We start from the raw sequence: 20,782 nt of genomic DNA, 5'->3' as shown, positions 1-20,782 counted from the left end.
AAAGATATGAAAAATAAACTTTTCACAACTTCAAAACATTGATATCACCTCTATCAACTCGCTTGGAGCCGGTGGCACAGGTCCTATGGAATCAGGTTGAACCTACGTGCGATTTTGCCCTCTTATTGAACACCACTGCCGGTAATTCAAACGGCCGTTTCCAGGTTATTGCCCTCGCAAACGACCTAACGCATTTGCGCCCTTGAGCGCCTGCCGGCGCTCGGGTAATGTCATCAGACCCACAGGACAGAGCACGCCCATGACTTCCAAGCTGGAACAACTCAAGCAATTCACCACCGTCGTAGCCGATACCGGCGATTTTTCCACCCTCGCCAAGCTCAAGCCACAAGACGCGACCACCAACCCTTCCCTGCTGCTCAAGGCTGCGTCGATTCCGGGCTATGCCAAGCTGCTGGATGAGTGTGTACAGGACTGCAACGGCGATGTGGGCCTGGCCAGTGACCGTTTTGCCGTGGCGGTCGGCCAGGAGATTCTTAAAGTAGTGCCGGGCCGTATTTCCACTGAGGTGGATGCGCGCCTGTCGTTCGACGAAGCCGCTATCCTCAAGCGTGCGCACCGTCTGATCGACCTGTACGACAAAGCCGGGGTTAGCCGCGATCGCGTGCTGATCAAGATCGCTTCTACCTGGGAAGGCATCCGCGCCGCCGAGAAGCTGGAAAAAGAAGGTATCCAGACCAACCTGACGCTGCTGTTCTCCTTCGCTCAGGCCGTGGCTTGTGCTGAAGCCGGTGTGTTCCTGATTTCGCCGTTCGTGGGCCGTATCTACGATTGGTACAAGAAGGCCAACGGCAACGACTACACCGGTTCCGATGACCCGGGCGTGCAGTCGGTGACGCGCATCTACAACTACTACAAGGCTAACGGCTACAAGACTGTGGTGATGGGTGCGAGCTTCCGTAACCTGAGCCAGATTGAAGAGCTGGCCGGGTGTGACCGCCTGACCATCAGCCCGGACCTGCTGGAGAAGCTGGCGGCGGATGAGGGCAAGCTGGAGCGTAAGCTGTCGCCAGGCCATGCCGGTGAGGCCCGTGTGCATATGACTGAAGCGCAGTTCCGTTGGGAGTCCAACGAAGATGCGATGGCGACTGAAAAGCTGGCAGAGGGCATTCGCCAGTTTGCTCGCGATCAGGAGAAGCTGGAGGCGTTGTTGTCGGCCAAGCTGTAAAGGCCGATAGCAGCAAAAAGGGCGGCACCTGTGAGGGTGTCGCCCTTTTTTGTGCTGCCAGTTTCAAGCCAGTCACAGATCAAATGTGGGAGGGGCAAGCTGTCAGTGGCGTTCCAGGGCGTTGACGAGGTCGTGGAAGGCTTCGCGGTTGGACTCGTTGAGGCCCATGAGGATCTTGTGCGCTTCCAGCACCTTGATCCGTACGATCTCTTCGGACTGATCCTGCGACGGCAGGTCGGTGAGGCATTCCGGGCAGGGGATCGGGCGGTCAACGATGTTGAACACCTGGTCGAAGCCCATGGACTGCAATAGACGGGTGATGTCTTCGTGGGTGGTGACGACGGTCGGCAACAGGCCGACCTTCTGCCGCGACAGAATGGACAGCTTGGCCAACAGCCCCAGGGTGGTGCTGTCGATGCTGCGGGTTTCGGTCAGATCGATCACGATCGCCGAGAAATTCAGCGCTGTGAAAATCCGCTCAATCGTCGCATCCAGGGCCGAACACAAGGTCAGGCGCACTTCGCCGACAAACTTGAGGACGAAAGTCCCGTCTTGCTCGGCGAATTGGATTCTTCCGGTACTCATCAAAGATTCCTGCTCAACACCAATAGGGCGATATCATCCGGCATCTCCCCTAGCGTGGCCAATCCAAAAACCTGCCGCAGGCCATCCAGGCTGCCGCCCGCCGACTTGACCTTTTGGGGCAAGGCGGCTTCTTTCTCTTTGAGTGTAGGCTCTGGCAAAAGGTCCAGGATGCCGTCGGACATCAGCGTCAGGCTGAAGGTCGGCGGCAGTTCCAGGATGTGGTCTTCGTAGGTGGCTTCATTGAACAAGCCTACGGGCAGGCCACGCCCTTCCAGGTAGCGCACACTGTCAGGAGTGTACAAAACAGGCATCGGCAGGTGACCGCCAATGCTGTAGGTCAAAAGACCGGTTTCTTCATCGATCACGCCGCCGACCATCGTCACGTGCTTGCCCAGCTTGCAGCTGATCAGGCCCCGGTTGATGTGGCCCAGCACCTCGGAGGGGGTGAACTCCGGCAAGGTGCCATTGCGCTTGGACTCGAACAACAGCCGTGTGGTCATGAACTTCAACAACACGGTCACAAAGGCAGAAGAGGCGCCATGGCCGGAAACGTCGGCCAGGTAGAACGCCACGCGTCGCTCATCGACGCGGAAGTAGTCGACAAAATCACCCGACAGGTACAACGACGGGATGATCTGGTGGGCAAACTTGAACTCGTCGATGCTCCAGGGGCTCACCGGCAGCATGTTCATCTGTACCTGGCGACCGGCGTTCTGGTCTTCCTGGAGCAGGTTCAGGCTGGCTTCGAGCTCGCGGTTGGCGGTCTCGAGTTTTTCGCGGTAGCGCTGGTTTTCCAGGAGCAGGCGGGCACGGTCCAGGGCGCGGCGCACCGAGTGCTCCAGCACGGCCAGATCTTCCAGGGGCTTGATCAGGTAATCGGCAGCGCCCAGGCGCAGGGCTTCCACGGCGTCGTTCATGACCCCGGCACCGGACACGACAATCACCGGCGTCTGCGGGGCAAGCTCGGTCACCTGGCGAATCAGCTCCAGGCCGCCCATCTGGGGCATGCGCAGGTCGCAGATCACAAGGTCGGGCTTGTCGCGCTCGAATACCTGGAGACCCTGTTGGCCATTACTGGCCTGCAGGACGCTGAAGCCACTGTCTTCCAAATAGGCCGCGAGGCTCGCGCGCACTACTTCGTCGTCATCGATTATCAGCAGCGTGGCACTGGTTTTTTGCATGTGGGCAAACGGCGCCAGAATTAGGTTGGCGTAGGCGGCTCGGCAATGGCCGGGCTCACGTACTGGATTCGCTTTCTAGCCTCTCTGTCCTACAAAGCATTGGGATTTAGCCCATGCACAACGGTAAAGCAGAGGTGCCCTTCTAAGGCGCAGACGGTACTCCCATCCGTGAGGGGTTTCAAGCTCATGCCGATGGTCGCCGGGCGTCTTTACCGTGCAAATCACCGGGAGTTATAAGAACCGCCTCGACCACAACACAAAGTAAGGTTTGGACAGGCATAAAAAAGGCGACCATCAGGAGGTCGCCTTATTTCATTTCAAGATGTCACGGCTTAAAAGTCGTCGACGACCTTGCCATCCTTGACCTTGAACTCGCGGTTCTGCAGGTAGGCGTTACGAATGAAGGTGTACTTGTCGCCGCTGATCAGCTTCTCGCTGTCGAGCAGGCTGGCGCGCACGTCGACGACGTTGAGGCCGAAGGTGCTGTTACGCCAGCCGATGTCATTCATGTAGCGGTAGGGTTGGGTGTAGCTGTCGACATATTTGGACGGCGCATCACGCAAGGTGCTTGGGCCGAGCAACGGGATCATCACGTAGGGACCGCTGCCGACGCCCCAGTAGCCAAGGGTCTGGCCGAAGTCTTCATCGCTGCGATGCAGCCCCATTTTGGTGCCGACGTCGATAAAGCCCAGCACGCCAAACGTGGTGTTGACCAGCAGGCGAGCCGTGTCGACACCAGCATTGTAGGGCTTGAGCTGCAGCACGTTGTTGGCCAGGTTGCCGACATCGCCGATGTTGCGGAAGAAGTTGTGAACGCCGTCCTGCACAAATTGCGGGGTGACGAACTGATAGCCTTGGGCGATTGGCTTGAGGGCGTAGGTATCAACGGTGTCGTTGAAGGTGAAGATCGGGCGGTTGACGCTTTCCCATGGGTCATCTTCCGACGCGGCTTGTACGGCGAAAGGTGCCAACAGCACGGTGGCACACACCGACAGCTGAGCGAAGTAGTGGCTCCAGCGCATAGCTTTTGCTCCTTGAATGGTCTGTCATGGGCGCTATGCCCTGAATAAGGCCGTCAGTATATGACGGAAGTGTGTGTTTAGGCAGCTACTAGGATCGGTCTGACTGAAAATGCACAAAATTCCTACAATTACCGCCAGTGTCATGCCCTTGTCATCCCGCCCCGATAGTGTTGCTGCTATTTCAGGGACGTTCAGATGCCACACGCCGAGATTGCCATCGCCACAGCCCCCTCATTGACCGCCGTGCTATTTGGCCTGAGTGGCTGCCTGGTGGATTTTGGTTCCCTGGCGCGTACCGATTCGCCCTGCCCCGGCTCCGTGGCCACACCCGGCGCGTTGAAAAGCCTGCGTAGCCTGAAAGAACTAGGCGTGCCCTGCGCCTGGCTGGATGAACTGCCGCCCTCGGTTACCACGCCCCTGTCCGCCAGCCTGCCGGACTGGGTCAAGACCGCCTCGCCCTCCTCCATCCGCTGGCCCGCGCCCCACGCCTGCTGGCAAGCTTTGATGGAGCTGAACATCGAACGCCTGGAAGGCTGCGTATTGGTCAGCGGCGAGCCGCGCCTGCTGCAATCGGGCCTCAATGCCGGGTTGTGGACCATCGGCCTGGCTTCCTGTGGCTCGCTCTGCGGCCTGTCACCCGAGCAATGGCAGGCGCTGACCGCGCAGCAACGCGAATACAAGCGCGGCAAGGCGACGGTGGCGCTCTATAGCCTGGGCGTGCACTCGGTGATCGACCACCTCGGCGAGCTCGGCAGTTGCCTGGCAGACATCAGCCTGCGCCGGCTCAAAGGCGAGAAGCCCTGATCAAGATCATGCACGGTTGGCCCCAGTGGATTAATCTACAGGCCAGCCCGTAGACCTTTCCCGGCGTGCCGCGGTCTATGTCAGTGACTATCGATAAAAGGAAAGAACGTCATGCCTGATCGCAAAAAGCTGGAAGAACAGGTCGAGATCCTGCGCGGGCAGTTGGAACAGGACCCGCCGCTGCCGGTAGAGAAACGTGAAGCGCTGGAGGCGCTGATTGCCAAGTTCGAAATGCAACTTGAATTGGAACCGGCGACTCAGACACCCAGCATTTCCGACGATGTGAATCAAGCGGCCATCGAGTTCGATGCTGAACATCCAGTCATTTCTGGGACCTTGCGCAATATCATGATCACCCTGGGCAATATCGGCATCTAACCCAAGCCCAAGCCGAACACAAAACCAAATGTGGGAGCTGGCTTGCCTGCGATAGCGGTGTATCAGTCACTTGATGAACGACTGAAAGATCGCAATCGCAGGCAAGCCAGCTCCCACAGTTTTTGGTATGAAGGCTTACTGGCGCGCCAGGCGCACGTTCAGGAACTGGGTATTCTCAGTGCTGCGGTACGGGTTGATATCCAACCCACCCCGGCGCACATAGCGCGCATACACGGTCAACTTCTCCGGCTTGAGCAAGCGCTGCAAGTCCAGGAAGATCCGCTCCACGCACTGTTCATGAAAGTCCGAGTGCTGGCGAAAGCTGACGATATATTCCAGCAGGCTGGCGTGATCCAGCGCCGCGCCACGGTAGTCCACCACCACGCTGCCCCAATCCGGCTGGCTGGTCACCGGGCAGTTGGATTTGAGCAAGTGACTGTGCACGCTCTCCTCCACCACACGCGAGTCATCGCAACGCAGCAGCTCCGGGCGCGGGTGTTCGTAGTTGCTGACGCTGATATCCAGGCCGTCAATGCACGCACCCGGCAACGCCATCACGCCTTCGGCCTCGATGTCGGCCAGGCTGCGGATGCGCACGTTCACCGGCTTGCCGGCTGCAAAGCTGAGGTCGGTGCGCAGGGTGGCTTCCAGGCTTGGCGTATCGATAAACGCGGTCTGGTTCAACGAATTGAGGTACAGCTTGAAGGACTTGGACTCAATGATATTTGGCGAGTCAGCCGGGATGCTGAACTCACCGATGGCCACCACCGGCTTGCCCGATGGCAGCAACCAGGACAATTCGAAGCAGTTCCAGAAATCCACGCCCTTGTACGGCAGGGTGTCGGCGCTCAGGCCCAGTTCGGCCCATTTGGCGGCGCGCGGAATCGGGAACAGCAACGAAGGGGTGTAAGTGGAGATGTATTCACTGGACTTGCCCAGCGGCGAATGTTCGGCTGCGGGATGCATGGCGGAAACCTGGATAAATAAACCGCGCCAGTCTATCAGCCTTTGCCCCCGCCCTTAACAAACGCCTCACTCAACGGTCAGTTTGCCGACCATGCCCGCCTGGTAATGCCCCGGCAGGTTGCAGGCGAACTCCAGGCCCGTGGCCTTGGTGAAGGTCCAGGTCAGCTCGGCAGTCTTGCCCGGCTCCACTAACACACTGTTGGGATCGTCATGCTTCATGCCGCCCATATCGCCGTGGCCCATGGCGCTGTGGTCCATCTTGCCCATGCCGGTGGCGGTGAGCATGCCGCTGGCTTGCATTTGCAGCATCTCTTTCTGGTGGGCAGCATGCATCGCCGCGTCGCCCAGGTTGAATTCGTGGAGCAGCTGGCCTTTATTGACCAGTACAAACCGCACGGTTTCACCGGCCTTCACGTCCAGGGCCTTGGGCTCGAAGGCAATGTCCTGCAGCGTGACTTGCACAGTACGCGTGGCTTTATCCGCCGGTGCCGGCTGGCCGAACGCGTAGGTGTGAGCAGCGTCCGCCAGCGCATTGAAGCTCATCGCCAACAAGCAGCCCGCCAATAACAGGGGTGTGCGCAACGCCATCTTTCACTCTCCAAAAAATAGGTGACCAGCTTGGGCCGCACTTTAAGATAGCCTCGCTGCCAGCCAGCTGACTGCTAGATTACAACTTTGTCAGCTTGCGCCCGTCCCCTGGAGCCCAGGGTATAAAGGCCGGCTGCCATCCTTTACCAAGAGCCCGATATGAAACTGCTGATCGTCGAAGACCAACCCAAAACCGGCCACTACCTGCGTCAAGGCTTGGCCGAGGCTGGCTTTACCACCGAACTGGTGGCCGACGGCACGACCGGCCAGCACCTGGCGCTGACGGGTGACTATGACTTGTTGATCCTCGATGTGATGCTGCCGGGTCGCGATGGCTGGCAGATCCTGCAGGCGGTGCGCAGTGCCGGCCTGGACATGCCGGTGCTGTTCCTCACCGCTCGCGATGCCGTGGAAGACCGCGTGCATGGCCTGGAATTGGGCGCCGACGATTACCTGGTCAAGCCCTTTGCCTTTTCCGAACTGCTGGCGCGGGTGCGCACCTTGTTGCGCCGTGGCAGCAGCACACCGCAGGAAACCACCCTGCAACTGGCCGACCTGAGCCTGGACCTGATCCGCCGCCGCGTCGAGCGCGACGGCCAGCGCATCGACCTCACCGCCAAGGAATTTGCCCTGCTGGAACTGCTGCTACGCCGCCAGGGCGAAGTGCTGCCCAAGACCCTGATCGCTTCCCAGGTGTGGGACATGAATTTCGACAGCGACACCAACATCATCGAAGTGGCGATCCGTCGCCTGCGCCTTAAAGTCGATGACAACTTCCCCAACAAGCTGATCCACACCGTGCGCGGCATGGGCTATGTGCTGGAGGAACGGTTCACGTGATCAAGCGCCTGTCCCTGGCCAGCCGCCTGGCGCTGCTGTTTGCCGCTTGCACGGCGGTGGTCTCGTTGATTGCCGGGGTGCTGTTCAACCGCGCCAGCGAAGCGCACTTTATCGAGCTGGACCAGCAACTGCTCGACAGCAAGCTGGTGGCCCTGCGCAGCGCCTTGCAGGGTGTCGACTCGCGGGAAGCCTTTGCCCTGCGAGGCCCGCAATTGCGCGCCGAACTTGATCACCAGCCCGACTTCACCTTGCGCATCACGGCGGCTGACCAGCGCTGGGTGGACGGTGCGCCGTACCTCAGCGTGCCCGCAGCACCCGGCCTGCACAGCCTGCAAAACGCCGGCACCGACTACCGTGTGTACAACGCGCCGTTGACGCCCGGGCAACCCGGCTCGCCACGACTGAGCCTGATACTCGACATCACCCACCACCAGCACTTTCTGGAACGCATGCAACGCTTGATCTGGCTGACCGTCGGCCTCTCGGCCCTGGCCACCGCCCTGCTCGGCGCCTGGGCTGCGCGCAGTGGGTTGCGACCGTTGCGGCGCATGGGCGAGGTGGCCGCCAGCGTATCCGCCCATTCCTTGACCCAACGCCTGCCCCAGGCGCAAATGCCGGTGGAGCTGGCGGAATTGGCCCAGGCCTTCAATGCCATGCTGGGGCGCCTGGACGACGCCTTCCAGCGCCTGTCGGCGTTCTCCGCCGATATCGCCCACGAACTGCGCACACCGCTCTCCAACCTGCTGACCCAGACCCAGGTAATTCTCACCCAGCCGCGCCCACTGGAGGATTATCGCGAAGCGCTGCATAGCAACCTGGAGGAATTGCAGTGGATGGCGCAACTGGTCAACGACATGCTGTACCTGGCCAAGGCCGACCACGGCTTGCTGATGCCCAACCGTGAAGCCCTGAACCTGGGCGATGAGGTCGACGCACTGTTGGAGTTTTTTACCCTGCTGGCAGAGGATGCGCAGGTCACGCTGGTACGCGAAGGCACCGCCCATACGCTGGGCGATCGCGGCATGTTGCGCCGGGCCTTGTCGAACTTGCTGGATAACGCGCTGCGGTTTACCCCACCGGGCGGTGAAATACGGGTGCGGATGGAAGAAGGCGTGACACTTGCGGTTGAGAACACCGGGGATGGCATTCCAGCCCGGTTATTGCCGCGGTTGTTTGACCGTTTCTACCGAGCCGACCCGTCAAGGCGGGCAGGCAGCAGTGAACATGCAGGGCTGGGGTTGGCGATTACCCAGTCGATTGTGCGGGCCCATGGGGGGCGGATTTTTTGTGAGTCGCAGGCGGGATGGACAAGGTTTGTGATTGAGTTGCCGAAGGGAGATTGATGCAGACTGGGCCGGCCCCTTCGCGAGCAAGCCCGCTCCCACATACGACTGCATTCCAAAGGATCTACGCGGACAAATGTGGGAGCGGGCTTGCTCGCGAAAGCAGTCTTGACTGCTACGAATACCTCAGCGCATGGGCCGGCTCAATTTTCGCCGCCCGATACGCCGGGTAAATCGTCGCCAAAAAGCTCAGCACAAACCCCGCCGAACAAATCAGCAACACGTCTGCACCTTGCAGTTCCGAAGGCAAATTGCTGACGAAGTACACATCCGAACTGAAGATATGCTGCCCGCTGACCCGCTCCAGCCAGCCCACCAGCTCACTGACGTTCAGCGCTGCGATCACCCCCAGCACCCCGCCAATCAGGGTGCCGACCACACCAATCACCGTGCCCTGCACCATGAAGATCGCCATGATCTGCCGAGGCGTGGCGCCGATGGTGCGCAGGATCGCGATGTCCGCGCCCTTGTCGTTCACCACCATGATCAAGGTGGCGATGATGTTGAACGCGGCCACGGCGACGATCATCAGCAACAGAAGGCCGATCATGGTCTTTTCCATTTTCATCGCGCTGAACAGGCTGCCCTGGGTATGGGTCCAGTCATCGGGCTTGTAAGCCGCGCCCAGGCTGGTGGCGATATCCGCCGAGACTTTGGGCGCTGCGTACAGGTCCTTCACCGCCAGGCGCACGCTTTGCACCTGGTTGGGCTGCCAATGCTGGATTTCTGCCGCGTCGGCCATGTGGATCAGCGCCATGGAGCCATCCAGCTCGGCGCCCACCTTGAAGATGCCCACCACGTTCAGCCGTTGCATGCGCGGTGTGATGCCACCTGGGGCGCTGCTGAGTTCCGGCACGATCAGGGTCAGCTTGTCGCCCACATTCAGGCGGAAGCGGCGTGCGGTGATATCGCCGACCACCACGCCGAACTCACCGGGTTTCAGGTCGTCGAGCTTACCGCGCACAATGTGCTGGGTCACGATCGATACCTTGCCTTCCTGGGCCGGATCGACGCCGCTGATCTCGATCGGCTGCATGGCGCCCTTGTAGGAGAACATACCGTCCATCTGTGTGAAGGGTACGGCGGCGGTGACTTGCGGATTCTTCATCGCCGCGGCGGCCACTGGTTGCCAGTCATCGATCGGCTTTACGCCGACGATGGTGGCGTGGGGCACCATGCCGAGGATGCGCGAGCTCATTTCGCGCTGGAAGCCGTTCATCACCGAGAGCACCACGATCATCGCCAATACGCCCAGGGCGAGGCCGATCATCGAGGTCATCGAAATAAACGAGACAAAACGGTTGCGGCGCTTGGCGCGGGTATAGCGCGTGCCGATGAAAATGGATAACGGTCTGAACATTCGCGTACACCGCCTGAAAAAATGAAAAAGCCCGACGCCAGGCGCCAGGCTTGAAACAGGTCAGATGGCGACCAGGTGACCTTCCTGCAGATGCAACACGCGGTCCATCTGCCGAGCCATGCTCATGTCATGGGTCACCACCAGGAACGCGGTGCGCATCTGGGTGCTCAGCTCCAGCATCAAGTCCTTGATGCCCTGGGCGGTGTGGGAGTCGAGGTTGCCGGTAGGCTCGTCGAGCATCACCAGGCCCGGGTTGTTCACCAGGGCGCGGGCAATCGCCACACGCTGGCGCTCGCCGCCGGACAGCTCGGCCGGCTTGTGCTCCAGGCGGTGGCCGAGGCCGACGCGCTCCAGCAAGGCTGTGGCACGCTGGCGCGCTTCGGGGATCGCGGTCTTGCCGATCAACAGCGGCATGCACACGTTCTCCAGGGCGGTGAATTCCGGCAACAGGTGATGGAACTGGTACACAAAGCCCAGCGAACGGTTGCGCAGTTGGCCGCGGGCCTTTTCATTCAATGCCGACAGCTCTTCACCGGCCAGCCACACGCTGCCCTGGGACGGCGTATCGAGGCCGCCCAGCAGGTTGAGCAAGGTACTTTTGCCGGAACCGGAACTGCCGACGATTGCCACGCGCTCGCCCGGGTGCAGTTCAAGTTGCAGGTTGGACAGCACCACCACAGACTCCGGGCCTTCCTCGTAGGATTTGCCCAGGTTGCGGCAGCTCAGGATTGCTTTTTCACTCATGCCCGATTCACTCATAACGTAATGCCTGTGCTGGCTGGGTACGTGCCGCGCGCCAGGCTGGATACAGGGTGGCAAGGAAGCTCAGGACCAACGCGGCGCCGCCCACCATCAGCACGTCCTGGGTTTGCACCTGGGACGGCAAGTAATCGATGAAGTAGACGTCAGCGTTGAGAAACTTGTGGCCGATCACTTTTTCCAGCAGGGCGATGGCGGCGCTGACGTTCAGTGCGGCCAGGATGCCCACCGCCGTGCCGATCAAGGTGCCGACCACGCCAATCACGGTGCCCTGCACCATGAAGATCGCCATGATCTGCCCCGGCGTGGCGCCCAGGGTGCGCAGGATGGCGATATCGCCCTTCTTGTCGTTCACCACCATCACCAGCGTGGAAATGATGTTGAAGGCGGCAACCGCCACGATCAGCAGCAACAGCAGGCCGATCATGGCTTTTTCCATGCGGATGGCCTGGTACAGGTTGCCGTGGGTGCGGGTCCAGTCGCGGGCGTAGTACTGCGACTCGCCCAGGTGCTGGGCAATTTCCCAGGCGCCGCGCGGCGCATCGAACAGGTTATTGAACTTCAGGCGCAGGCCCTGCACCTGCTCCGGCTGCCAGCGATGCAGGCGAGCCAGGTCGGTGAGGTTGGTCAGGCCGATGTAACCGTCGATCTCGCCGGCGCCAACATGGAAGGTGCCAACCACGGTAAAGCGCTTCATGCGCGGGAACATGCCGGCCGGAGTCACGGTGACTTCCGGCGCGACGAAGGTCAGCTTGTCACCGACCCCCACGCCGAGCTTGGCCGCGGCCTTGTCGCCAATGACGATGCCAAAGCTGCCGGGGGCCAGGTCATCGAGCTTACCCTGCAACATGAACTGGTCGATGATCGAGACGTTGCGCTCCTGGGCCGGGTCGATGGCATTGAGCAGGATCTTCTGCACCTTGCCGTCGTTGGTCAGCAACCCTTGCATCTGGGTAAACGGCGCAACGGCCACCACCTTGGGGTTCTGCTTGACCTTGGCGGCCAGGCTTTGCCAGTCATCGATGGGCGCATCGCCCTCGATGGTCGCGTGGGGCACCATGCCCAGCACGCGGGTACGCATCTCATGATCGAAGCCGTTCATCACCGACAGCACCACGATCATCACGACCACGCCCAGGGCGAGACCGATCATCGAGGTCAAGGAAATGAACGACACAAAATGATTGCGACGCTTTGCACGGGTATAACGCGTGCCAATAAATACGAAGAGAGGTCTGAACATGTCGGGGCTTGTTCGGAGGAAAAGAAGACGTCCCGGTGGCGGGGTCTGGTAAGCAGCTTTACACTCAGACCATTACCGTAACCTGGGGTTCGCCATGTCGACATTAGATGAAGAAGAGCGCCGCGAATACTACCGTATCGACGACATGATCGCACTTCAAATCAGCACATTGTCTGGCCCCGAAGCGGCGAGCAAGGAAGTGTTGCTGGATGATTCGCCGCTGTTCAACCTGCTGAGCGAACTGCACCTGAGCGAATTCGAAGCCCAGCACCTGCTGCGCCAGATCAGCGAGAAAGACCGCAGCCTGGCAGCGTTCCTCAAAGTGCAGAACAAACGCCTGGACCTGCTCAGCCAGGTCATGGCCCGCGGCCTGCTGAATGAAGTGGGCGCGCCGCAACCGGTGATTCTTTCCGAGGGCGGCATCGACTTCCAGCACCCTACCCCGCTGGCACCCGATACTCACTTGGCGGTCAAGCTGGTGCTGATGCCCCAGGCGCTCGGCCTGTTGCTGCGCGCGCGGGTGACCCATTGCGACTCCAAGGGCGACCGCTTTGATGTGGGCACGGAATTCGAATCCATGACCGATGCCCAACGCCAGTTGCTGGCGCGCTACATCCTGCAGAAACAGGCGCAGGAGCGGCGCCTGGCGCGAGAACAAAGCGACGCCCAGGACACCTGAATTCGTATGACCCCGCCAGATCACCTGGCGCAAAGGAGCAACTGTGACCCTGATCTACGGCCACCGCGGTGCCAAAGGCGAAGCACCGGAAAACACCCTGACCAGCTTTCAGGAGTGCCTCAAGCACGGCGTGCGCCGTTGCGAACTGGATTTGCACCTGTCCATGGACGGCGAGCTGATGGTCATCCACGACCCGACCCTCAAGCGCACCGCCGACCGGCGCGGCAAAGTCGTCGAGTACTCGGCGGCCGACCTGATGAAGATGGACGCGCGCAAGGGCGGCCCAGGCTGGGTCACCCCCTGCCCGATCCCGCGCTTGGAGGAGCTCTTCGAAAAGTGCGACTTCGACCACTGGCAACTGGAAGTCAAAAGCGCCTCGCGCACCCGTGCTGCGACCACCGTGCTGGCAATCCGTGAAATGGCTGTGCGTTTTGGCCTGATGGACAAGGTCACCGTGACGTCAAGCTCGCGGGAAGTGCTCAAGGCGGCGGTCGAACTCACCCCGGACCTGTCACGCGGCCTGGTCGCCGAATATGCCTGGCTCGACCCGTTGAAGGTCGCGCAGAACTATGGCTGTGAATACTTGGCGTTGAACTGGACGTTGTGCACCCCTGAGCGGCTGGAAAAAGCCCAGCGCCAGGGCCTGCACGTGTCCGTGTGGACAGTCAACGAACCCGCGCTGATGCGCAGGCTCGCCGACTTCGGCGTAGATAGCCTGATTACAGACTTTCCCGGTTTGGCCACTGCCACCCTCGGGAATTACTGAAATCGGTCTCCCCGGCCGGCTCAGGCCACCGGCCGGAGCCGCTCAAAAAAGCCGGTTGAGGCCGTCGTAGGCGGCTACCCGATAGGCTTCGGCCATGGTCGGGTAGTTGAACGTGGTGTTGACGAAGTACTTGAGGGTATTGAGATCACCCGGCTGGTTCATGATTGCCTGGCCGATATGCACGATCTCCGACGCCTGGTAGCCGAAGCAATGCACGCCGAGGACTTCCAGGGTTTCGCGGTGGAACAGGATTTTCAGCATGCCTTGCGGCTCACCGGCAATCTGCGCACGCGCCATGCTCTTGAAGAACGCCTTGCCCACTTCGTAAGGCACCTTGGCCTTGGTCAGTTCATGCTCGTTCTTGCCGATGGAGCTGATCTCGGGAATCGTGTAGATCCCGGTCGGCACATCGTTCACGTAGCGCCAGCTGCCATTGTCGACGATGCTGCCGGCGGCCGAACGGCCCTGGTCATGGGCGGCGCTGGCCAGGCTCGGCCAGCCGATCACGTCACCGGCACCGTAGATGTTGGTGACACAGGTGCGATAGTTCTCGTCCACTTCGATCTGGCCACGGCTGTTGACCTTGACCCCGATGTTTTCCATGCCCAGCTTGTCGGTGTTGCCGGTACGGCCGTTACACCACAGCAAGGCGTCGGCCTTGATCTTCTTGCCAGACTTGAGATGCAGGATCACCCCGTTGTCCAGGCCTTCGACCCGCTCGTACTCTTCGTTGTGGCGCACGGTGATGTTGTTGTTGCTGAAGTGGTAGCTCAACGCCTGGGAAATTTCCGAGTCGAGGAAACTGAGCAACTGGTCACGGTTGTCCACCAGTTCCACCAGCACACCCAGGCCGCTGAAGATCGAGGCGTACTCACAGCCAATCACGCCGGCGCCATAGATGATCAGTTTGCGCGGGGTGTGGCCCAGGCTGAGGATGGTGTCGCTATCGTAGATACGCGGGTGGTGGAAATCGATGTCCGCCGGGCGATACGGGCGCGAGCCGGTGGCGATGATGATGTGCTTGGCCACCAGCTTCTCGACCACGCCATTGGCGCAGACCACTTCGACGGTTTGCTCGTCGGCGAAGCTGCCGGTGCCGAAGAACAGGTCGACGCGGTTACGGGCGTAGTAGCCGGTGCGTGAGGCGACTTGCTTGGAAATGACTTTTTCAGCGCTTTTCAATACGTCAGGGAACGAGAACCAGCGCGGCTCGCCAATGGCCCGGAACATGGGGTTGGTGTTGAACTGCATGATCTGGCGCACGGAGTGACGCAACGCCTTGGACGGGATGGTACCCAGGTGGGTGCAGTTGCCGCCGACCTGGCGACGGCTATCGACCATCGCCACCTTGCGCCCTGCTTTGGCAGCGTTCATCGCCGCACCTTCTCCAGCCGGGCCGGAACCCAGTACCACCACGTCATAGTTGTAGACAGCCATGCGTACTCCTCAGAACAGGCCAGGCGTACGGTTGGACGCCCGGCTAAATCATGCCGCGGCCAGCGGTCATGAAGGACAATTTGGCTCAAGTGTGTGAGCCGGGGCACAGTCTATAGAAGGCCGAGCGCCGCGAACATTAACCCTTGGTCGCGTCGTAGGCCAGTCCATCCTGATAGAAATACGTGCGACAGTCACCTGTGCATTGACTGCGCCACCGCCTTCGCGAGCAAGCCCGCTCCCACATTTGACCGAGTACATCCTGAAGAAACGCGATCAAATGTGGGAGCGGGCTTGCTCGCGAAAAGGCCCTCCCAGACAACACAACCCCCCATTCATGAGAAAGCCCCGAACCAGTCGGGGCTTTTTCATTCAGCGCAGAGGCTTAGCGCGGAAACGCAGGCGGGTTGACCCCGGCCATGTCTTCCATCACGCGAACCACCTGGCAGCTGTAGCCGAACTCGTTGTCGTACCACACGTACAGCACAACACGGTTGTCCTGGGTGATGGTCGCCTCGGCGTCCACCACACCGGCGTGGCGCGAGCCGACGAAGTCGGTGGAGACCACTTCCTGAGAATTGACGAAGTCGATCTGCTTGTGCAGATCGGAGTGCAGCGCCATGTAGCGCAGGTACTCATTCATCTCTTCACGGGTGGCGGCTTTCTCAAGGTTCAGGTTGAGAATGGCCATCGACACGTTCGGCGTCGGTACGCGGATCGCGTTACCGGTCAGCTTGCCGGCCAGTTCAGGCAGGGCCTTGGCGGCAGCGGTAGCCGCACCGGTCTCGGTGATCACCATGTTCAACGCGGCGCTACGGCCACGGCGATCGCCCTTGTGGAAGTTGTCGATCAGGTTCTGGTCGTTGGTGTACGAGTGAACGGTTTCAACGTGGCCGTTGACGATGCCGAACTTGTCATTCACCGCCTTGAGCACCGGCACGATGGCGTTGGTGGTGCAGGAAGCGGCGGAGACGATCTTGTCGTCAGCGGTGATTTCAGCGTGGTTGATACCGTGCACGATGTTCTTGAGCTTGCCTTTGCCAGGCGCGGTCAGCACAACGCGGTCGATACCCGGGCAAGCCAGGTGCTGGCCCAGGCCCTCGGCATCACGCCATACGCCGGTGTTGTCCACCAGCAGGGCGTCCTGGATGCCGTACTGAGTGTAATCCACCTCAGTCGGGTTCTTCGCGTAGATCACCTGGATCAGGTTACCGTTGGCGGTAATCGTGTTGTTTTCTTCATCGATAGTGATGGTGCCGTTGAACGAACCATGTACCGAATCGCGACGCAGCAGGCTGGCGCGCTTGGTCAGGTCATTCTCGGCGCCTTTGCGCACCACGATGGCACGCAGGCGCAGGCCGTCGCCGCCACCGGTTTTCTCGATCAGGATGCGCGCCAGCAAGCGGCCGATACGCCCGAAGCCGTACAGCACCACGTCGGTACCCTTGCGAGGCGCCGCGTTTTGCTGGCCAACCACATCGGCCATTTCTTCACGCACGAACTGCTCGGCGCTACGGCCGGCGCCTTCCTTGCGGAACTTGTAGGCCAGCTTGCCCAGGTCTACCGAGGCCGCGCCGAGCTTGAGCTCGCTCATGGCCTTGAGCAGTGGGAATGTTTCGTGGACGGAGAGTTCGCTGTCGTCGGCGGAGCGATGGCGCGCAAAGCGGTGGGCTTTGAGAATCGCGATGACAGACTGGTTGATCAGGCTGCGGCCATAGATCGAGCTCACCACATTGTTATTGCGGTACAGCTGGCCGATAAGCGGAATCATCGCTTCTGCGAGTGCTTCACGGTCGATCCATTCACCAAGACACTGGTCGGGCTTCTGAGTCACGGGAACCTTCCACATGTAGGGGCTGAAAAAAGGGGCTACATTATGTCGCCCGCCTGCACGATGAGCAATGCGCGAGGGGCAACAAAAAGCCCTTGCAAAAAAATACCACCGCGCTACAGCCCAGGAAATACGCGGGTTCCAGAAGGCCACTAGTTGAGCAGACGGACCGACTTGTCCGTAACCCTCCTAAACATTTGCGCTTTTTGGCACTACATATTGAGTCAAAACCCGGCATTGTTTGTCTTAGCCACTACATTTCCTACAAACCGTAATAGGCACAGTCAGCAACTGACAGGCGGCACCTCGGGCCGTTACAATTACCGACTTTGTCGCAACGCTTGGAGCTCAACCTTCCGTGCCCGTTCTGCGTCTACCGCTTCTCCCTGCCGCGGCAGGTAAACAGCACTGGGGCAACCTGCCCGGTGCCGCCCTGAGCCTGGCCATTGCCGAGGCTGCCAGCGCAGCCAAGCGCTTTACCCTGCTGCTTACCGCCGACAGCCAAAGTGCCGAACGGCTGGAGCAGGAGCTGAGCTTCTTCGCCCCGGATTTACCGGTGCTGCATTTTCCCGACTGGGAAACCCTGCCCTACGACCTGTTCTCGCCGCACCAGGACATCATTTCCCAGCGCATCGCCAGCCTGTACCGCCTGCCGGAACTGGCCCACGGCGTGCTGGTGGTACCGATCACCACGGCCCTGCATCGCCTGGCGCCGACCAAGTTCCTGCTGGGCAGCAGCCTGGTACTGGATATCGGCCAGAAACTCGATGTGGAACAGATGCGCACGCGCCTGGAAGCCAGCGGCTATCGCTGCGTCGATACCGTGTACGAGCATGGCGAGTTCGCAGTGCGCGGGGCATTGATCGACCTGTTCCCGATGGGCAGCAAGTTGCCGTATCGCATCGACCTGTTCGATGACGAAATCGAGACGCTGCGCACCTTCGATCCGGAAAACCAGCGCTCCATCGACAAGGTCGACTCGATCAAGCTGCTGCCGGCGCGGGAATTCCCGCTGCAAAAAGACGCGGTCACCCGCTTCAAGGCGCGCTTTCGCGAACGCTTCGACGTGGATTTCCGCCGCTGCCCGATCTTCCAGGACCTGAGCAGCGGGATTACCCCGGCCGGTATCGAGTACTACCTGCCGCTGTTTTTCGACGAAACCTCCACCCTGTTCGATTACCTGCCCCAGGACACCCAAGTGTTCTCGTTGCCGGGCATCGAGCAGGCGGCGGAAAACTTCTGGAACGATGTGCGCAACCGCTACGAAGAGCGCCGCGTCGATCCGTCCCGGCCTTTATTGCCGCCCGCCGAATTGTTCCTGCCGGTGGAAGACTGCTTCGCCCGCCTGAAAAACTGGCCGCGTGTAGTTGCCAGCCAGCAGGATGTGGACGCCGGCAGTGGCCGTGAGCGCTTCCCGGCAGGGATGCTGCCGGACCTGGCGATCCAGGCCAAGGCCACCCAACCGCTGGAAGCCCTGTCCAACTTCCTCGGTGACTTTCCCGGCCGCGTGCTGTTTACCGCCGAATCCGCCGGGCGTCGCGAAGTGCTGCTGGAGCTGTTGGAACGCCTGAAACTGCGGCCGAAGACCGTCGACAGTTGGCCGGACTTTGTCGCCAGTAAAGAGCGCCTGGCGATCACCATCGCGCCGCTGGACGAAGGGCTGCTGCTGGAGGAACCTGCTCTTGCCCTGATCGCCGAAAGCCCGTTGTTCGGCCAGCGCGTGATGCAGCGCCGTCGTCGTGAGAAACGCGCAGACGCCAACAATGACGCGGTGATCAAGAACCTCACCGAACTGCGCGAAGGCGCGCCGGTGGTGCATATCGACCACGGCGTCGGTCGCTACCTGGGCTTGCAGACCCTGGAGATCGACAACCAGGCCGCCGAATTCCTCACCATGGAATACGCCGAAGGCGCCAAGCTCTACGTGCCGGTGGCCAGCCTGCACCTGATCGCCCGCTACACCGGCAGCGACGATGCCCTGGCACCGTTGCACCGTCTGGGCTCCGAGACCTGGCAGAAAGCCAAGCGCAAGGCCGCCGAACAGGTGCGCGACGTGGCTGCCGAACTGCTCGATATCTATGCCCGCCGTGCGGCCCGCGAAGGCTATGCCTTCGCCGACCCGAAAGCCGACTACGCCACCTTCAGCGCCGGCTTCGCCTTCGAAGAAACCCCGGACCAGCAGACCACCATCGAAGCGGTGCGCGCCGACATGCTCGCGCCCAAGCCGATGGACCGCCTGGTGTGTGGCGACGTGGGCTTCGGCAAAACCGAAGTGGCGATGCGCGCAGCCTTTATTGCGGTACACGGCGGCAAGCAAGTGGCGATCCTGGTGCCCACTACCCTGCTTGCCCAGCAGCACTACAACAGCTTCCGCGACCGCTTTGCCGACTGGCCGGTGACCGTGGAGGTAATGAGCCGTTTCAAGTCCGCCAAGGAAGTGAACGCCGCCATCGCCGACCTGGCCGAAGGCAAGATCGATATCGTAATTGGCACCCACAAGCTGCTGTCGGACGATGTGAAGATCAAGAACCTGGGCCTGGTGATCATCGACGAAGAACACCGCTTCGGTGTGCGCCAGAAAGAACAGCTCAAGGCCCTACGCAGTGAAGTCGACATTCTTACCCTGACCGCCACGCCGATTCCGCGCACGCTGAACATGGCGGTGTCGGGCATGCGCGACCTGTCGATCATCGCTACGCCGCCGGCGCGGCGCCTGTCGGTGCGCACCTTTGTGATGGAACAGAACAAGAGCACGGTCAAGGAAGCACTGCTGCGCGAGCTGCTGCGTGGCGGCCAGGTGTATTACCTGCACAACGATGTGAAGACCATCGAGAAATGTGCCGCCGACCTCGCCGAACTGGTGCCCGAAGCACGCATCGCCATCGGCCACGGGCAGATGCGCGAGCGTGAACTCGAGCAGGTGATGAGCGACTTCTACCACAAGCGCTTCAACGTGCTGATCGCCTCGACCATCATCGAGACCGGCATCGACGTGCCGAGTGCCAACACCATCATCATCGAGCGCGCCGACAAGTTCGGCCTCGCCCAGCTGCACCAGCTGCGCGGGCGCGTCGGGCGCAGTCACCACCAAGCGTATGCCTACCTGCTCACGCCGCCGCGCCAGCAGATTACCGGCGACGCGGAAAAGCGCCTGGAAGCGATTGCCAATACACAGGACTTGGGTGCCGGCTTTGTACTGGCGACCAACGACCTGGAAATCCGTGGCGCCGGCGAACTGCTCGGTGACGGCCAGAGCGGCCAGATCCAGGCGGTCGGCTTCACCCTGTATATGGAGATGCTCGAACGCGCAGTGAAAGCCATCCGCAAGGGTGAGCAACCGAACCTCGACCAACCCCTGGGCGGCGGCCCGGAGATCAACCTGCGCCTGCCGGCGCTGATTCCCGAAGACTACCTGCCGGACGTGCATGCGCGGCTGATCCTGTACAAGCGCATTGCCTCGGCGACTGACGAAGAAGGTCTCAAGGACCTGCAAGTGGAGATGATCGACCGCTTCGGCCTGCTGCCGGAACCGACCAAGAACCTGGTGCGCCTGACCCTGCTCAAGTTGCAGGCCGAGCAGCTGGGGATCAAGAAAGTCGATGCCGGGCCGCAGGGTGGACGCATCGAATTCGAAGCGCAGACGCCGGTCGACCCCTTGGTGCTGATCAAACTGATCCAGGGCCAGCCCAACCGCTACAAGTTCGAAGGGGCTACGCTGTTCAAGTTCATGGTGCCGATGGAGCGTGCCGAAGAACGCTTCAATACCCTGGAGGCGCTGTTCGAGCGCCTCATCCCGAAATCCGCTTGAAGGACGCCC

General features: G+C 60.8%; 18 protein-coding genes. 8 read left to right on the top strand and 10 right to left on the bottom strand.

Annotated features, from left to right (window positions below):
- Positions 1 to 259 precede the first annotated feature (259 nt).
- Positions 260 to 1,186 carry a transaldolase gene (gene tal, locus TU73_RS18015; RefSeq protein WP_057013349.1) on the top strand — a complete coding sequence of 309 codons (927 nt, stop codon included), beginning with the start codon at positions 260 to 262 and terminating at the stop codon, positions 1,184 to 1,186.
- 102 nt (positions 1,187 to 1,288) lie between these two features.
- Here tal and rssC read toward each other — a convergent pair whose 3' ends face one another.
- The 3 genes from rssC to TU73_RS18000 form a co-directional block, all read right to left on the bottom strand.
- A complete protein-coding gene (gene rssC / locus TU73_RS18010) occupies positions 1,289 to 1,771 on the bottom strand; it encodes an anti-sigma factor antagonist RssC (protein ID WP_017848891.1) in 483 nt (160 codons plus the stop codon).
- A complete protein-coding gene (gene rssB / locus TU73_RS18005) occupies positions 1,771 to 2,952 on the bottom strand; it encodes a two-component system response regulator RssB (RefSeq protein ID WP_005786210.1) in 1,182 nt (393 codons plus the stop codon). The genes rssC and rssB overlap by 1 nt, the downstream gene beginning before the upstream one ends.
- 332 nt (positions 2,953 to 3,284) lie before the next feature.
- A complete protein-coding gene (locus tag TU73_RS18000; protein ID WP_043047479.1) occupies positions 3,285 to 3,974 on the bottom strand; it encodes an MlaA family lipoprotein in 690 nt (229 codons plus the stop codon).
- Between the two features lie 195 nt (positions 3,975 to 4,169).
- Between TU73_RS18000 and pcrP the strand changes: the two genes are divergently transcribed.
- A complete protein-coding gene (pcrP, locus tag TU73_RS17995) occupies positions 4,170 to 4,778 on the top strand; it encodes an HAD superfamily inactivated hydrolase PcrP (protein WP_057013348.1) in 609 nt (202 codons plus the stop codon).
- 111 nt (positions 4,779 to 4,889) lie between these two features.
- A complete protein-coding gene (locus TU73_RS17990) occupies positions 4,890 to 5,156 on the top strand; it encodes a DUF4404 family protein (RefSeq protein WP_057013347.1) in 267 nt (88 codons plus the stop codon).
- A gap of 135 nt (positions 5,157 to 5,291) precedes the next feature.
- Here TU73_RS17990 and queF read toward each other — a convergent pair whose 3' ends face one another.
- Both queF and copI read right to left on the bottom strand, forming a co-directional pair.
- On the bottom strand, positions 5,292 to 6,122 hold the full coding sequence (gene queF / locus TU73_RS17985; protein WP_057013346.1) for an NADPH-dependent 7-cyano-7-deazaguanine reductase QueF: 831 nt from the start codon (positions 6,120 to 6,122) through the stop codon (positions 5,292 to 5,294).
- A 66-nt stretch (positions 6,123 to 6,188) separates the two neighbouring features.
- Complete coding sequence (gene copI / locus TU73_RS17980) at positions 6,189 to 6,710, bottom strand: copper-resistant cuproprotein CopI (RefSeq protein WP_057013345.1); 522 nt, start codon at positions 6,708 to 6,710, stop codon at positions 6,189 to 6,191.
- A gap of 159 nt (positions 6,711 to 6,869) precedes the next feature.
- Between copI and TU73_RS17975 the strand changes: the two genes are divergently transcribed.
- Both TU73_RS17975 and TU73_RS17970 read left to right on the top strand, forming a co-directional pair.
- Positions 6,870 to 7,550 (top strand): heavy metal response regulator transcription factor, encoded by a 681-nt coding sequence (locus TU73_RS17975; RefSeq protein WP_043047484.1) that lies wholly within the window; start codon positions 6,870 to 6,872, stop codon positions 7,548 to 7,550.
- The gene (locus TU73_RS17970) at positions 7,547 to 8,893 is read left to right on the top strand and encodes a heavy metal sensor histidine kinase (protein ID WP_057013344.1); all 1,347 of its coding nucleotides are present in this window, start codon (positions 7,547 to 7,549) and stop codon (positions 8,891 to 8,893) included. The genes TU73_RS17975 and TU73_RS17970 overlap by 4 nt, the downstream gene beginning before the upstream one ends.
- Before the next feature lie 115 nt (positions 8,894 to 9,008).
- On the opposite strand, the gene TU73_RS17965 is transcribed toward TU73_RS17970, so the two are convergent.
- The 3 genes from TU73_RS17965 to TU73_RS17955 are packed head-to-tail and all read right to left on the bottom strand — an operon-like array spanning position 9,009 to position 12,255.
- A complete protein-coding gene (locus tag TU73_RS17965) occupies positions 9,009 to 10,253 on the bottom strand; it encodes a lipoprotein-releasing ABC transporter permease subunit (protein WP_057013343.1) in 1,245 nt (414 codons plus the stop codon).
- A 60-nt stretch (positions 10,254 to 10,313) separates the two neighbouring features.
- Positions 10,314 to 10,997 (bottom strand): lipoprotein-releasing ABC transporter ATP-binding protein LolD, encoded by a 684-nt coding sequence (gene lolD / locus TU73_RS17960; RefSeq protein WP_019818240.1) that lies wholly within the window; start codon positions 10,995 to 10,997, stop codon positions 10,314 to 10,316.
- A gap of 7 nt (positions 10,998 to 11,004) precedes the next feature.
- Positions 11,005 to 12,255 carry a lipoprotein-releasing ABC transporter permease subunit gene (locus TU73_RS17955; RefSeq protein WP_057013342.1) on the bottom strand — a complete coding sequence of 417 codons (1,251 nt, stop codon included), beginning with the start codon at positions 12,253 to 12,255 and terminating at the stop codon, positions 11,005 to 11,007.
- Positions 12,256 to 12,349: 94 nt separating this feature from the next.
- Here TU73_RS17955 and TU73_RS17950 point away from each other — a divergent pair, with 94 nt between their 5' ends.
- Both TU73_RS17950 and TU73_RS17945 read left to right on the top strand, forming a co-directional pair.
- Positions 12,350 to 12,934, top strand: a complete 585-nt coding sequence (locus tag TU73_RS17950; protein ID WP_057013341.1) for a PilZ domain-containing protein — start codon at positions 12,350 to 12,352, stop codon at positions 12,932 to 12,934.
- A gap of 43 nt (positions 12,935 to 12,977) precedes the next feature.
- Positions 12,978 to 13,700 (top strand): glycerophosphodiester phosphodiesterase, encoded by a 723-nt coding sequence (locus tag TU73_RS17945; RefSeq protein ID WP_057013340.1) that lies wholly within the window; start codon positions 12,978 to 12,980, stop codon positions 13,698 to 13,700.
- Between the two features lie 42 nt (positions 13,701 to 13,742).
- Here TU73_RS17945 and sthA read toward each other — a convergent pair whose 3' ends face one another.
- Positions 13,743 to 15,137, bottom strand: a complete 1,395-nt coding sequence (gene sthA / locus TU73_RS17940) for a Si-specific NAD(P)(+) transhydrogenase (protein WP_043047489.1) — start codon at positions 15,135 to 15,137, stop codon at positions 13,743 to 13,745.
- 382 nt (positions 15,138 to 15,519) lie between these two features.
- Positions 15,520 to 16,983: a glyceraldehyde-3-phosphate dehydrogenase gene (locus tag TU73_RS17935; protein ID WP_043047491.1), complete on the bottom strand. Its 1,464-nt coding sequence runs from the start codon at positions 16,981 to 16,983 to the stop codon at positions 15,520 to 15,522.
- A gap of 340 nt (positions 16,984 to 17,323) precedes the next feature.
- On the opposite strand from TU73_RS17935, the gene mfd reads away from it, so the two are divergent.
- Complete coding sequence (mfd, locus tag TU73_RS17930) at positions 17,324 to 20,773, top strand: transcription-repair coupling factor (RefSeq protein WP_057013339.1); 3,450 nt, start codon at positions 17,324 to 17,326, stop codon at positions 20,771 to 20,773.
- The last annotated feature ends 9 nt before the right edge of the window (positions 20,774 to 20,782 follow it).

The sequence above is a fragment of the Pseudomonas libanensis genome (genome assembly GCF_001439685.1).
Lineage (GTDB): Bacteria > Pseudomonadota > Gammaproteobacteria > Pseudomonadales > Pseudomonadaceae > Aquipseudomonas > Aquipseudomonas libanensis.
The sequence above is the reverse complement of the archived record's forward strand: the minus strand, read 5'-3'. Positions and strand labels throughout refer to the sequence as shown.

What these genes read in the sequence shown, in the direction of transcription:
- queF (WP_057013346.1), bottom strand. Translation starts at nt 6,122, where the DNA reads ATGCATCCCGCAGCCGAACATTCGCCGCTGGGCAAGTCCAGTGAATAC.
- pcrP (WP_057013348.1), top strand. Translation starts at nt 4,170, where the DNA reads ATGCCACACGCCGAGATTGCCATCGCCACAGCCCCCTCATTGACCGCC.
- TU73_RS17935 (WP_043047491.1), bottom strand. Translation starts at nt 16,983, where the DNA reads ATGTGGAAGGTTCCCGTGACTCAGAAGCCCGACCAGTGTCTTGGTGAA.
- TU73_RS17965 (WP_057013343.1), bottom strand. Translation starts at nt 10,253, where the DNA reads ATGTTCAGACCGTTATCCATTTTCATCGGCACGCGCTATACCCGCGCC.
- rssC (WP_017848891.1), bottom strand. Translation starts at nt 1,771, where the DNA reads ATGAGTACCGGAAGAATCCAATTCGCCGAGCAAGACGGGACTTTCGTC.
- TU73_RS17975 (WP_043047484.1), top strand. Translation starts at nt 6,870, where the DNA reads ATGAAACTGCTGATCGTCGAAGACCAACCCAAAACCGGCCACTACCTG.
- sthA (WP_043047489.1), bottom strand. Translation starts at nt 15,137, where the DNA reads ATGGCTGTCTACAACTATGACGTGGTGGTACTGGGTTCCGGCCCGGCT.
- TU73_RS18000 (WP_043047479.1), bottom strand. Translation starts at nt 3,974, where the DNA reads ATGCGCTGGAGCCACTACTTCGCTCAGCTGTCGGTGTGTGCCACCGTG.
- TU73_RS17955 (WP_057013342.1), bottom strand. Translation starts at nt 12,255, where the DNA reads ATGTTCAGACCTCTCTTCGTATTTATTGGCACGCGTTATACCCGTGCA.
- rssB (WP_005786210.1), bottom strand. Translation starts at nt 2,952, where the DNA reads ATGCAAAAAACCAGTGCCACGCTGCTGATAATCGATGACGACGAAGTA.
- TU73_RS17950 (WP_057013341.1), top strand. Translation starts at nt 12,350, where the DNA reads ATGTCGACATTAGATGAAGAAGAGCGCCGCGAATACTACCGTATCGAC.
- tal (WP_057013349.1), top strand. Translation starts at nt 260, where the DNA reads ATGACTTCCAAGCTGGAACAACTCAAGCAATTCACCACCGTCGTAGCC.
- copI (WP_057013345.1), bottom strand. Translation starts at nt 6,710, where the DNA reads ATGGCGTTGCGCACACCCCTGTTATTGGCGGGCTGCTTGTTGGCGATG.
- TU73_RS17990 (WP_057013347.1), top strand. Translation starts at nt 4,890, where the DNA reads ATGCCTGATCGCAAAAAGCTGGAAGAACAGGTCGAGATCCTGCGCGGG.
- lolD (WP_019818240.1), bottom strand. Translation starts at nt 10,997, where the DNA reads ATGAGTGAAAAAGCAATCCTGAGCTGCCGCAACCTGGGCAAATCCTAC.